Raw genomic sequence first — 12,915 nt, 5'->3', positions numbered from 1 at the left:
CCTTCGGGCGGACGGCGCTACTTTCGCAACACGCCCTAGCCCTCCCGCCGCCGGATCTTGTTGCCCAGCCACACCAGCGGGTCGTACTTGCGGTCCACGGCCCGCTCCTTCAGCGGGATCAGGGCGTTGTCCGTGATCTTGATGTCCTCCGGACACACCTCCGTACAGCACTTGGTGATGTTGCAGTACCCGAGCCCGTGCTCGTCCTGCGCCGTCCGCCGCCGGTCGAGACCGGCCTCCGCCGCCGCGTCCAGCGGGTGCATGTCCAGCTCCGCGACCCGCATCAGGAAGCGCGGCCCGGCGAACGCCCCCTTGTTCTCCTCGTGGTCCCGGACCACATGGCAGGTGTCCTGGCACAGGAAGCACTCGATGCACTTACGGAACTCCTGCGAGCGCTCCACGTCCATCTGCCGCATCCGGTACTCGCCCGGAGCCACCCCCTCCGGCGGCACGAACGCCGGGATCTCCCGCGCCTTCGCGTAGTTGAAGGACACGTCCGTCACCAGGTCGCGTACGACCGGGAAGGCCCGCAGGGGCGTGATCGTGAGGGTCTCCGTGCGGTCGAAGGTCGACATCCGGGTCATGCACATCAGCCGGGGCCGCCCGTTGATCTCGGCCGAGCACGAACCGCACTTGCCCGCCTTGCAGTTCCAGCGCACGGCCAGATCCGGGGCTTGTGTGGACTGCAGCCGGTGGATGATGTCGAGGACCACCTCGCCGTCGTTCACCTCGACCGTGAAGTCCCTCAGGTCCCCGCCGTCGGTGTCGCCCCGCCACACCCGGAAGTGCGCGTCATAGGTACTCACTCGTACAGCTCCTCCTCGGCCAGGTACTTGACCAGCTCCTCCTTCTCGAACAGCGCGAGGAGGTCCGGACGAATGGGTTCCGTACGGGTGCGCTCGAGGGCGACGCCCTCCTCCGCCGGATGACACAGCAGGTTCACCGGACGCCACGCCCGATCCATCGACGGGTAGTCCTCCCGGGTGTGCCCGCCCCGGCTCTCGGTCCGCTCCAGCGCGGCCCGGGCCACGCACTCGCTCACGAGCAGCATGTTCCGCAGGTCGAGCGCCAGGTGCCAGCCCGGGTTGAACTGCCGGTGTCCCTCGACCCCGGCGCGCCGGGCCCGATCGCGCAGCGCGGCGATCCGCTCCAGGGCCTCGGCCATCTCGCCCTCCCGTCGGATGATGCCGACGAGGTCGTTCATCGTCTGCTGGAGCTCCTGGTGGAGGGTGTACGGGTTCTCCGCCGACGGCTCCTCCGCCGCCCCGAACGGCGCCAGCGCCTCCGCTGCCGCCTCCGCGACCCCGGCTTCGGAAACGCCCTCACGGGAGGCGGCGGCCGCGTGCTCCGCGGCGTGCCACCCCGCCCGCCGCCCGAAGACCAGCAGGTCCGAGAGCGAGTTCCCGCCGAGCCGGTTCGAGCCATGCATCCCGCCCGCGACCTCGCCCGCCGCGAAGAGCCCCGGCACGCCCACGGTCGCCGCGGTGTCGGACTCGACGGCGACCCCGCCCATCACGTAATGGCAGGTCGGCCCGACCTCCATCGCCTCCGCCGTGATGTCGACGTCCGCCAGCTCCTTGAACTGGTGGTACATCGAGGGCAGCCGTCGCTTGATCACCTCGGCCGGCATCCGGGTCGACACGTCGAGGAAGACACCGCCGTGCGGCGAGCCGCGCCCCGCCTTCACCTCGGCGTTGATGGCCCGCGCCACCTCGTCGCGCGGCAGCAGCTCGGGCGGGCGCCGGTTGTTGTCCGGGTCCTCGTACCAGCGGTCGCCCTCCGCCTCCGTCTGCGCGTACTTCTCCTTGAAGACGTCGGGGACGTAGTCGAACATGAACCGCTTGCCGTCGGAGTTGCGCAGCACCCCGCCGTCGCCGCGCACCGACTCGGTGACCAGAATCCCCTTCACCGACGGCGGCCAGACCATCCCGGTCGGATGGAACTGCACGAACTCCATGTTCACCAGCGGCGCGCCCGCGAGCAGCGCCAGGGCGTGCCCGTCGCCGGTGTACTCCCAGGAGTTCGACGTGACCTTGAAGGACTTGCCGATCCCGCCGGTCGCCAGGACGACGGCCGGCGCCTCCAGGACGAAGAAGCGGCCGGTCTCCCGTTCGTAGCAGAAGACCCCCGCGACCCGACCCGACCCGTCCCGCAGGACGCGCGTGACCGTGCACTCCTGGAAGACCTTCAGCCGGGACTCGTACTCCCCGCTCTCCCGGAAGTCCTCCTGCTGGAGGGCGACCGTCTTCTGCTGGAGCGTACGGATCAGCTCGAGCCCCGTCCGGTCGCCGACGTGCGCGAGGCGCGGGTACTCGTGGCCGCCGAAGTTGCGCTGGGAGATCCGGCCGTCCGGCGTGCGGTCGAAGAGGGCGCCCCAGGCCTCCAGTTCCCACACCCGCTCGGGCGCCTCCCGCGCGTGGAGCTCCGCCATCCGCCACTGGTTGAGGAACTTCCCGCCGCGCATGGTGTCGCGGAAGTGGACCTGCCAGGTGTCGTGCGGGTTGGCGTTGGCCATGGAGGCGGCGATGCCGCCCTCGGCCATCACCGTATGGGCCTTGCCGAACAGGGACTTGCAGATCACCGCCGTCCGCGCGCCCCGCTCGCGCGCCTCGATCGCGGCGCGCAGTCCGGCGCCGCCCGCGCCGACCACCACCACGTCCCACTGCTGCCGCTCGACTTGCGCCATGTCAGAAGATCCTCGGGTCGTCGAAGGTGCCGGTGGCGAGCAGGTACACGTACAGGTCGCAGACCGCGACGGAGATGAGCGAGGCCCACGCGAGCAGCATGTGACGGGCGTTGAGCTTCCCGACCAGGTTCCACATGCGGTAGCGCACGGGATGGCGGGAGAAGTGCCGCAGCCGCCCGCCGACGATGTGCCGGCAGGAGTGGCAGGAGAGGGTGTACGCCCAGATCAGCACGGTGTTGATCAGGAAGATCACGGTTCCCAGACCCGCGTGCCCCCAGGCGTACGAGGAGTCCCGGAAGGTCAGCACGGCGTCGTAGGTGAGGATCGCGGCGACCGGCAGCGCGGTGTAGAAGAAGTACCGGTGGATGTTCTGCAGGATCAGCGGGAAGCGGGTCTCGCCGGTGTACGTCCGGTGGGGTTCGGCGACGGCACAGGCCGGGGGCGAGGCCCAGAACCCCCGGTAGTACGCCTTGCGGTAGTAGTAGCAGGTCAGCCGGAAGCCGAGGGGGAAGACCAGGATCAGCAGGGCGGGGGAGAGGCCCCACCAGCTGCCGAAGATCTCCCAGTTGGGCCCGCCCCGCATCGGGACGCAGTTCTCGGCAAGGCAGGGCGAGTAGAAGGGCGAGACGTACGGGGCCGCGTAGTAGTCGCTGTTGGCGAAGGCTCGCCAGGTGGAGTACGCGACGAAGGCGAGCAGTCCGGCGGCGGTGGCGGCCGGCGCCAGCCACCAGCGGTCGGTGCGCAGATGGCGTGGGGCGATGGCCGCACGGGAAGGGGAGTGCACGCCGGTGGCGCGCACCCCCCTCCCTGTGGACGGCGGTTCGGTTCCTGTGGCCAAGGTCGGTCTCCTCGGGAGCGTTCCGACTGTCGGTCTCCTGGGGCCTCCAGCGGCTGCCGCTCTCCCGGAGGCCGCGGGCCCTGGGGGTGCGCCTAGGGTGCCCGCCGGTCGCGTGCCCCCAGGCCCTCGTCGTCCGTGTCCGATCCCCAGAGCGCGCTGTCGTAGGGCGTGTCGGGGATCGTCACGAGGTTCTCGGGCCGGCCGGCGGCCGGTGGCGCGGTGGCGCCCCGTTCCGCCGCGACGCTGCGTTCCAGCTGTCCGACCGTGCGGACCAGGTCTTCGAGGCAGCGCTTGACAGCCGCCAAATCATCCTGAACGGACATGGGTTGCCCTCACTTCCGCGAGTGCGGGTGGCGAACACGCGCCTGAGAGTGTCGCGCGTCACATCCCGCTTGTGAAGCCATGTGTACGGGATTCCACTCGTCCGGTGAGCCGCGCCGCCCGGCGGTTGGGCCGCACGGGTGGGGTTTGGCCGCCCCGCCGCCGTGTCGGCGTGGCCGGATCCGTTACGTCGCTTTCAGTGTATGAGCAATAGGTGTGATCATCTCCAAATGCCATAAAACTGGACGAAGGGGTACAAGTCATGTCCCAGGTCGGCGCCCCTCGCGGGAGGACATGCTCCAGGAGCCCCCGCTCCCGCACGCTCCGCTCCGCCGCCACGCTCACCAGCGCGGTGCTCGCCATCACCGTCCTCGCCGGATGCAGCTCCGGTGACGAGGCCGACGAGACCCCGGCCGCCGCCCCGGACCACGCTCCGGCGGCCCGCGACAAGGTCGCCGACGGCGGCACGCTGAACTGGGCCGTGGACGCGATGCCGACCACGCTCAACGCCTTCCAGGCCGACGCCGACGGAGCGACGTCACGCGTCGCCGGAGCCGTGCTCCCCGCGCTCTACACCCTCGACGAGCGGGGCCGGCCCCGGCGCAACGCGGACTATCTGGAGTCCGCGCAGGTGATCGAGACGGAGCCCAAGCAGGTCGTCCTCTACAAGCTCAACCAGCAGGCGGTGTGGAGCGACGGCCGGGAGATCGGCGCGCCCGACTTCGTCGCGCAGTGGCGGGCTCTGAACGGCCGGGACACCGCGTACTGGACCGCCCGCAACTCCGGCTACGAGCGGATCGAGAAGATCGAGCGCGGCAAGGACGACCTGGAGGTACGGGTCACCTTCGCCCGGCCGTACGCCGACTGGCAGTCCCTCTTCACGCCCCTCTACCCGAAGGAGGTGACGGGGACCCCGAACGCCTTCAACGACGGCGCCCGCACCACCCTGAAGGCGACTGCAGGACCGTTCCTGCTGAAGGGCGCCGACAGGAAGGCCGCCACCGTCACCCTCGTCCGCAACCCCCGCTGGTGGGGCCAGTCCGCCAAGCTCGACCAGGTCGTCCTGCGTGCCGTGCCTCGCGACGAGCGTCTCGCCGCGCTCGCCGCGGGCAAGCTCGATCTGGCCGAGATCGATCGGTCGGCCGCCGACCGCATCGCCCTCGCGGCGCGGGACGCCCAGGCCGGCCGGAGTGCGGGACAGCCGCTCGCCCACGGCCCCGGCGCCGCGATCACCCCGTCGGCCGCCCTGAAGTCCTGGGCTCTTGCGAACGGCTCCGACGAGGGCAAGGCGCAGGCGGTTCAGGCCGCGCGCGAGAAGAACCAGCAGGCCATCGACGGGTACGCGGCCGAGCAGCGGGCCCTGGGGAAGTTCGTGGTCCGCAAGTCCCTGGAGCCCGCGTACACCCAGCTCTCCCTGAACGGCGAGAGCGGCCCGCTCTCGGACGAGCGGGTACGCCGGGCGGTGGCGCGCGCCCTCGACCGCCAGGAACTGGCCGAAGCCGTACTCAAGCCGCTCGGGCTGCCCGCCCGTCCCCCCGGCAGCCACCTGGCTCTCGCGGGACAGGCGGCGTACGCGGACAGCAGTGACGCGCTCGGCGACCAGGACGCCAAGGAGGCGCGGGCGCTGCTCGCGGACGCGGGCTGGGTCCCCGGCGGTGCGAACAAGAAGCCCGCCGGGACGAAGGCCGGCAGCGAGGCCGAGGAGAAGGCGGCCGAGGAGAAGAAGGCCGCGGAGAAGAAGGCCGCGGAGAAGAAGGCCGCGGAGAAGAAGGCCGCGGAGAAGAAGGCCGAGAAGGCGGAGAAGGCCGACCCTAAGGCCAGAGCCGGCTCGGCCGAGGAGGCCGGGAAGCCCGACGCCGCCGACGCCGCCTCCGACGAAGGCCTTTACATCGTCGGCGACGACAAGCCGGCCGCCGCCACCGCGGGCGAGCCCGTGATCGGCACCGGAGGCCCGGAGAACGGCACCACCGTCGTCGCCCCGGCCCCCGGTCTGCTGCACCGGGCCGCCCTGCTCGACAACGAGCCCGCCGCCCGCGCCGACGGTTCCGGCGGCACCGAGGCCAAGGCGCAGAACCCGGCCCGCCCCGACCAGGGTGCCCCCGGGGCCTACGCCCCGCGCGGCACCGCGGCCCCCGCCGTCCCCGCGGGCGCGTCCCAGGCACTCGGCAAGGACGGCGAACCGCTGAACCTCCGCTTCGTCCTGCCCTCGGGTCCCGGCTCGGAGTCGCTCCGCGCCGTCGGGGACAAGATCGTCCGGATGCTCGACGCGGTCGGCATCCGCACCGAGGTCACCAAGGTCGCCGACGAGAGCTTCTTCAAGGACCACATCGCCTCCGGCGACTACGACCTGGCCCTCTACTCCTGGCCCGCCTCCGCCTTCCCGGCGACCGACGCCCGGCCGATCTACGCCAAGCCCGAGGCGGCCTCGGACGGCTCCCTCCTGGTCGAGCAGAACTACTCCCGTGTCGGCACCGACCGGATCGACCAACTGTTCGACCAGGCGGTGTCCACGCTCGACGAGAAGGAGGCGCTGGACCTGGTCCGCCAGGCCGACGCCCGGATCTGGGCCGCCGCCGGATCGATTCCCCTCTACCAGCGCCCCCAGCTGGTGGCGGCCAAGCCCGAGCTCGTGAACGCCGGCGCCTGGGGCTTCGCGGCCCCGCGTTACCAGGACATCGGGTTCAAGAAGCCCGAATCCGCCAAGGGCGCGGAGCGCACCACCAAGTAGGCGAAACCGCAGGTCACAACCTCAGATGCAGCTCAATTTCCTTGCCCGCCGGTGCCCCCGGCGGGCAGGATCACGTCCGGCCCCTTGACCCGGCCGTCTCCGCACGCCCAGTGCTCCTCCTCATCCCCAGTGCACCGCACCACCGAGGTGTCCCCACGCCTCCGGCAGACCTTCTCGAATCAAGGCGGGGAAGCCCCTTGCGCGGCGGCCCCGTACCATAGGACATAGCCGTGGCGCGTCCGCCCGGCGGGCGTAAGAGGAACTGACGCCGCATCCCACGATCCGAGAGAAGCGCAAGCACCCATGCCCACGCGCCACGACATCCGTAACGTCGCCATCGTCGCCCACGTCGACCATGGCAAGACGACCATCGTCGACGCCATGCTCAAGCAGGCCGGTGCCTTCGCCGCCCACCAGCAGCTCGACGACCGCATGATGGACTCGAACGACCTGGAGCGTGAGAAGGGCATCACGATCCTCGCCAAGAACACGGCGGTGAAGTATCACCCCAAGGACGGCGGGGCCCCGATCACGATCAACATCATCGACACCCCCGGTCACGCCGACTTCGGTGGCGAGGTCGAGCGTGGTCTGTCGATGGTGGACGCGGTCGTCCTCCTCGTGGACGCCTCCGAGGGTCCGCTCCCGCAGACCCGCTTCGTGCTGCGCAAGGCCCTCCAGCAGCGCAAGCCCGTCATCCTCTGCATCAACAAGACGGACCGCCCGGACTCCCGGATCGACGAGGTCGTCAACGAGACCTACGACCTGTTCCTCGACCTGGACGCGGACGAGGACCAGATCGAGTTCCCGATCGTCTACGCCTGCGGCCGTGACGGCATCGCCTCGCTGACCAAGCCGGAGAACGGCACGGTCCCGCAGGACTCCGAGAACCTGGAGCCGTTCTTCTCCGCCATCCTGGAGCACGTCCCGGCCCCGGTGTACGACGAGGAGGCCCCGCTCCAGGCGCACGTCACCAACCTGGACGCCGACAACTTCCTCGGCCGTATCGCGCTGCTCCGCGTCGAGCAGGGCGAGCTGCGCAAGGGCCAGACGGTCGCGTGGATCAAGCGTGACGGTTCGATCTCCAACGTCCGCATCACCGAGCTGATGATGACCGAGGCGCTCACCCGCAAGCCCGCCGAGGTCGCCGGCCCCGGTGACATCTGCGCCGTCGCCGGTATCCCGGACATCATGATCGGCGAGACCCTGGCCGACCCGGAGAACCCGATCGCGCTGCCGCTGATCACGGTCGACCAGCCGGCCATCTCCATGACCATCGGCACCAACACCTCGCCGCTCGTCGGCCGCGGTGGCACGGGCAAGGGTGCGGACGCCAAGGCCGCGGTCAAGAACCGCAAGGTCACCGCGCGCCAGGTCAAGGACCGTCTGGACCGCGAGCTGATCGGCAACGTCTCGCTCCGCGTCCTCGACACCGAGCGTCCCGACGCCTGGGAGGTCCAGGGCCGTGGTGAGCTCGCGCTCGCCATCCTGGTCGAGCAGATGCGCCGCGAGGGCTTCGAGCTCACCATCGGCAAGCCGCAGGTCGTCACCAAGGAGGTCGACGGCAAGATCCACGAGCCCGTCGAGCGCCTCACGGTCGACGTGCCCGAGGAGCACATGGGCGCGGTCACGCAGCTCATGGGTGTCCGCAAGGGCCGCATGGACAACATGTCGAACCACGGCTCCGGCTGGGTCCGCATGGAGTTCGTCGTTCCGTCCCGTGGCCTCATCGGCTTCCGTACGGAGTTCCTGACCAACACCCGTGGTACGGGCATCGCCCACTCGATCCACGAGGGCCACGAGCCGTGGTTCGGCACCCTGACGACCCGTAACAACGGTTCGCTGGTCGCCGACCGCGCGGGTGCGGTCACCGCCTTCGCGATGACCAACCTCCAGGAGCGCGGCGTCCTGTTCACCGACCCCGGCACCGAGGTGTACGAGGGCATGATCGTCGGCGAGAACTCGCGCTCCGACGACATGGACGTGAACATCACCAAGGAGAAGAAGCTCACCAACATGCGCTCCTCCTCCGCCGACTCCTTCGAGGCGATCGTCCCGCCGCGCAAGCTCTCCCTGGAGCAGTCGCTGGAGTTCTGCCGCGACGACGAGTGCGTCGAGGTGACCCCGGAGGCCGTGCGCATCCGCAAGGTCGTCCTGGACCAGAACCAGCGCGGTCGCACGGCGTCGCGCGCCAAGAACGGCTGATCCGAGCCACACCGACGACGGCCCCCGCGGGATTCCCGCGGGGGCCGTCGTCGTTTCCGGAAGCCCCTGGGAGCACTCCCCGGATCCTCCCCGGCCCCCCTCCCCGGATCCTCTCCGGACCCCCGGCCCGAGGGGCACAGCGTGGCGAATCTGACACTTCGGATGGGCGGGAAGCCGTCAAACCGATTTCCCGTCCCACTGTTCGATTTCCGGACGTCGCTCTCCGGAACGTGTGTTAACGGTCCGTTTCGGGGGTGTCTGTCTGTGATCAGTTTGTCCGGATTTCGGTCTCAAGGCCCTTGCTGATGTTGCCAAAACGAGACCACTTAAGTGTGGTTTACAGCCCGGACGTACTTAATAGTTGGCTCCATTGAGCTCGGGTCAATGGGTCACGCACTGTGGGGAGTGTCGACTCACGAGCACACTAGGGGCACTTGAGTCCAATGCCGTCAGGGGTGTCGGCGAACTCGAAGTGCCCCCCTTGTAGTGACAAGTGGACTCATGAGGAGGAACCCATGCGCGGTGCCAAGAGCGCCAAGTGGGTAGCGGGCGCGATCGTCGTGGCCCTGGCAGCAACCGCCTGTGGCGGCAGCAATGACAAGGGTGGGGAGGGTGAAGGCAAGGCGAAGGCCGGCGGCGCTGTGAGCGTCGGCATCTCCGAGCCGAAGCGCCTCGTCCCGCAGACGACGACCGAGTCCGAGGGCTCGCAGGTGCTGGACGCGCTGTTCCGTCCGCTCGTCAGCTACGACGACAAGAACCAGCCGGTCGAGGACGCTGCCGAGTCGATCACGACGACGGACAACCAGCTCTGGACCATCAAGATCAAGCCGGGACAGAAGTTCCACGACGGCACCCCGGTGACCGCCAAGAGCTACGTCCAGGGTTGGAACTGGGGTGCCTACGGCCCGAACGCGGCCGACGGCAACTACTTCTTCGCCACCATTGACGGCTACGACGCCCTCAACCCGGCGGACCCGGACGGCGAGGAGGGCCCGAAGAAGGCTCCCGAGCCCTCCGCCAAGGAGCTGTCGGGCCTGAAGGTCGTGGACGACACCACCTTCACCGTCAAGCTGGCGAAGCCCTTCGCCGACTACAAGACCGTCCTCGGTTACACGGTCTTCTACCCGCTGCCGGACGCCGCGATCGCCAACATCAAGGCGTACGAAGAGGCTCCGATCGGCCAGGGCGCCTTCAAGATCGAGGGCAAGTGGGACCACAACAAGGCGATCAAGGTCGTCAAGAACCCTGACTACACGGGCACCAACAAGCCCAACGTGGACTCGGTGACGTACAAGATCTACCAGAAGCAGGAGACGATGTATAAGGACGTCGTCGCCGGCGCCCTTGACGTCATCCCGCAGGTTCCGACCTCCGAGCTGGCCAACGCTCCCAAGCAGTTCGGTGACCGCTTCAAGTCGTCCCCGGCCTCGACCTTCCAGTTCGTGTCGTTCCCGACCTACGACAAGAAGTACTCGAAGCCGGAGATCCGCAAGGCGATCTCCATGGCCATCGACCGCGAGGAGATCACCAAGGTGATCTTCAACGACTCGCAGTCCCCGGCTCGCTCCTTCGTCTCCCCGGTCGTCGGCGGCTACCGCGACAACACCTGCGGTGAGTCCTGCAAGTTCGACCCGGCCGCTGCCAAGGCTCTCCTCGCGAAGGCCGGCGGCATCGAGGGCAACAAGATCAACATCGGCTACAACGGCGATGGCGGTCACAAGGAGTGGGTGGACGCCACCTGCAACCAGGTCAAGAAGAACCTCGGCGTCGACTGCGTCGGCCAGGCCGTCCCGCAGTTCGCCGAGCTGCTGACCCAGGTCGAGCAGAAGAAGTTCTCCGGCATGTTCCGCATGGGCTGGATCATGGACTACCCGTCCATGGAGAACTACCTCGGCCCGCTGTTCACCACCGGTGGTTCCTCGAACTACTACGGCTACAGCAACAAGCAGTTCGACAAGCTGGTCGAGGAAGGCCGCGCCGCCAAGACCCCTGCCGAGGCCATCAAGCTCTGGCAGCAGGCCGAGGACGTCCTCGTCCAGGACATGCCGGTGATCCCGCTTCGCTTCGGCAAGAACGTGTTCGCGCACAGCAAGAAGGTCGCGAACGTCGAGATGGACCTCTTCAACCGGGTCGACGTCACCAAGATCTCGCAGGCCTAACAGCCTCAGGCATCTGACCCAAACGAATAGTCGAGAACGGCGGCGGGGGCCGGAACACCGGCCCCCCCCGCTTCTCGCGAGGAGGACCCATGGGCCGGTTCGTCATCCGACGAATCCTTCAGATGGTGCCCGTCTTCATCGGCACCACGTTGATCGTCTATTTTCTCGTCACGCAGATGGGTGGCGACCCCATCCAGAATCTGTACGGCGAGAAGCCAGTACCTGACAACATCAGAGCGACGCTGACCGAGCAGTACCACCTGAACGAGCCTTTCCTCATTCGGTACTGGTACTACTTCAGCGGTCTCCTCCAGGGTGACTTCGGTGAGTCCATCGCGCAGGGCCGGCCCATCGTCGAGCTCCTCGCCGAGGCCTGGCCCGAGACGCTGAAGGTCGCCGGCGTGGCCTTCGTCTTCGAGCTCGTCATCGGCGTCGTCGCCGGTGTGCTCGCGGGCATGCGCCGCGGCAGCTTCATCGACAACCTGGTGCTCGTCTCCACCCTGACCGTCATCGCCATCCCGATCTTCGTGCTCGGCAACGTCGGCCAGACCTTCCTCGGGCAGGAATGGGGACTGTTCCCCGTCGCCGGCACCGACGACGGATTCATCAGTTACCTCCTGCCGGGTATGGTGCTCGGCTCCGTCTCGCTCGCGTACATCGCGCGACTGGCACGGGCTTCCGTCGCGGAGAACCTCCGCGCCGACTACATCAGGACCGCGAAGGCCAAGGGCCTTCCGAAGAGCCGAGTGATCGGCATCCACGTGCTGCGCAACTCGCTGATCCCCGTGGTCACCTACCTGGGCGCCGACCTCGGCTCCCTCATGGGCGGCGCCATCGTCACCGAGGGCATCTTCAACATCCCCGGTGTGGGCTTCCAGCTGTTCAGCTCGCTCAACGTGGAGGACGGACCGGCGGTCGTCGGATTCGTCAGCCTGCTGGTGCTCGTCTATCTGATCACCGCGCTGATCGTCGACCTGCTGTACGCCGTGCTTGACCCGAGGATTCGCTATGAGTAACGCGTTCAAGGCGCCTGAAGAGGCCTACACCGAGAGCATGGCCGGGACCGTCGCGCCGGGTCCGGCCGTCAACAAGCAGGAAAAGCCGCGCAGTCTCGCCCAGGACGCGTTCCGGGACCTGATCCGCCGGCCGATGTTCCTGGTGTCGGCGGTCCTCATCCTCGCCATCCTGACCATCGCCGCCTTCCCGGGCCTCTTCACCAGCGTCGAGCCGCTCGACTGCGACCTGAAGAACTCGATGGCCGGCCCCAGCGGCGATGCCTGGTTCGGCTACAACTTCCAGGGCTGCGACGTCTATTCGCAGACCATCTACGGCACCCGCAACTCGGTGATCGTGGGTGTGCTGACGACGATCTTCTCGCTGCTCATCGGCGGACTCGTCGGTGTCCTCGGCGGTTTCTTCGGCAAGTGGACGGACGCCCTCCTCTCGTTCGTCACCAACGTCTTCTTCGGACTGCCGCTGCTGCTCGCCGCGATCGTCATCCTGAACAACTTCCGTGACGAGAAGGGCATGCGCAACGCCGGTGTGATGGCCGTGGTCATCACGCTCTCCGTCGTCGGCTGGATGTCCATGGCGCGCGTCATGCGCGGCGCGGTCATGCAGGTGAAGCAGGCGGACTACGTCGCCGCGGCCCGTTCGCTGGGTGCCTCCACCTGGCGGCTGATGTTCCGTCACGTCATGCCGAACTCCGTCACCCCGGTGATCGTGGTCGCCACGATCTCCCTCGGTGTCGTCATCGGCGCGGAAGCGACGCTGAGCTTCCTCGGCATCGGCATCAGGCCCCCGGCCATCTCCTGGGGCGTGATGATCTCCGAGGCGCAGCAGCGCATCTCCCAGGGGCTGCACCCGCTGCTGTTCCCGTCCGGAATGCTCACCATCACGGTGCTCGCCTTCATCATGCTCGGCGACGCGGTCCGTGACGCCTTCGACCCGAAGCTGCGCTGAGAGTAAGGACGAACGC

Annotated in this window: 9 protein-coding genes; 5 read left to right on the top strand and 4 right to left on the bottom strand. The window is 68.4% G+C overall.

All coding sequences use genetic code 11. The features are described 5' to 3' along the window. Positions 1 to 35 precede the first annotated feature (35 nt). The 4 genes from ACZ3IJ_RS07875 to ACZ3IJ_RS07860 form a co-directional block, all read right to left on the bottom strand. Positions 36 to 806 (bottom strand): succinate dehydrogenase/fumarate reductase iron-sulfur subunit, encoded by a 771-nt coding sequence (locus ACZ3IJ_RS07875; protein ID WP_467466781.1) that lies wholly within the window; start codon positions 804 to 806, stop codon positions 36 to 38. Further along, on the bottom strand, positions 803 to 2,686 hold the full coding sequence (locus ACZ3IJ_RS07870; protein WP_467466780.1) for a fumarate reductase/succinate dehydrogenase flavoprotein subunit: 1,884 nt from the start codon (positions 2,684 to 2,686) through the stop codon (positions 803 to 805). The genes ACZ3IJ_RS07875 and ACZ3IJ_RS07870 overlap by 4 nt, the downstream gene beginning before the upstream one ends. Position 2,687: 1 nt before the next feature. Then, the gene (locus ACZ3IJ_RS07865; RefSeq protein ID WP_467466779.1) at positions 2,688 to 3,524 is read right to left on the bottom strand and encodes a hypothetical protein; all 837 of its coding nucleotides are present in this window, start codon (positions 3,522 to 3,524) and stop codon (positions 2,688 to 2,690) included. Positions 3,525 to 3,616: 92 nt separating this feature from the next. Further along, on the bottom strand, positions 3,617 to 3,847 hold the full coding sequence (locus ACZ3IJ_RS07860; protein WP_391798659.1) for a hypothetical protein: 231 nt from the start codon (positions 3,845 to 3,847) through the stop codon (positions 3,617 to 3,619). 260 nt (positions 3,848 to 4,107) lie between these two features. Between ACZ3IJ_RS07860 and ACZ3IJ_RS07855 the strand changes: the two genes are divergently transcribed. From ACZ3IJ_RS07855 to ACZ3IJ_RS07835, 5 genes are all read left to right on the top strand, one after another. Then, positions 4,108 to 6,573 (top strand): ABC transporter family substrate-binding protein, encoded by a 2,466-nt coding sequence (locus tag ACZ3IJ_RS07855; RefSeq protein WP_467466778.1) that lies wholly within the window; start codon positions 4,108 to 4,110, stop codon positions 6,571 to 6,573. A gap of 303 nt (positions 6,574 to 6,876) precedes the next feature. Beyond that, positions 6,877 to 8,778: a translational GTPase TypA gene (typA, locus tag ACZ3IJ_RS07850; RefSeq protein WP_391798657.1), complete on the top strand. Its 1,902-nt coding sequence runs from the start codon at positions 6,877 to 6,879 to the stop codon at positions 8,776 to 8,778. 515 nt (positions 8,779 to 9,293) lie between these two features. After that, positions 9,294 to 10,937, top strand: coding sequence for a peptide ABC transporter substrate-binding protein (locus ACZ3IJ_RS07845; protein ID WP_467466777.1), 1,644 nt, complete (start codon positions 9,294 to 9,296; stop codon positions 10,935 to 10,937). Positions 10,938 to 11,026: 89 nt separating this feature from the next. Next, positions 11,027 to 11,953 carry an ABC transporter permease gene (locus ACZ3IJ_RS07840; RefSeq protein WP_361436229.1) on the top strand — a complete coding sequence of 309 codons (927 nt, stop codon included), beginning with the start codon at positions 11,027 to 11,029 and terminating at the stop codon, positions 11,951 to 11,953. After that, positions 11,946 to 12,899: an ABC transporter permease gene (locus tag ACZ3IJ_RS07835; RefSeq protein WP_467466776.1), complete on the top strand. Its 954-nt coding sequence runs from the start codon at positions 11,946 to 11,948 to the stop codon at positions 12,897 to 12,899. The genes ACZ3IJ_RS07840 and ACZ3IJ_RS07835 overlap by 8 nt, the downstream gene beginning before the upstream one ends. Positions 12,900 to 12,915: the final 16 nt, after the last annotated feature.

The organism is Streptomyces sp. NPDC013317 (assembly GCF_055563155.1).
Note: the sequence above shows the minus strand (reverse complement) of the source record. Positions and strands in the feature narration are given on the sequence as shown.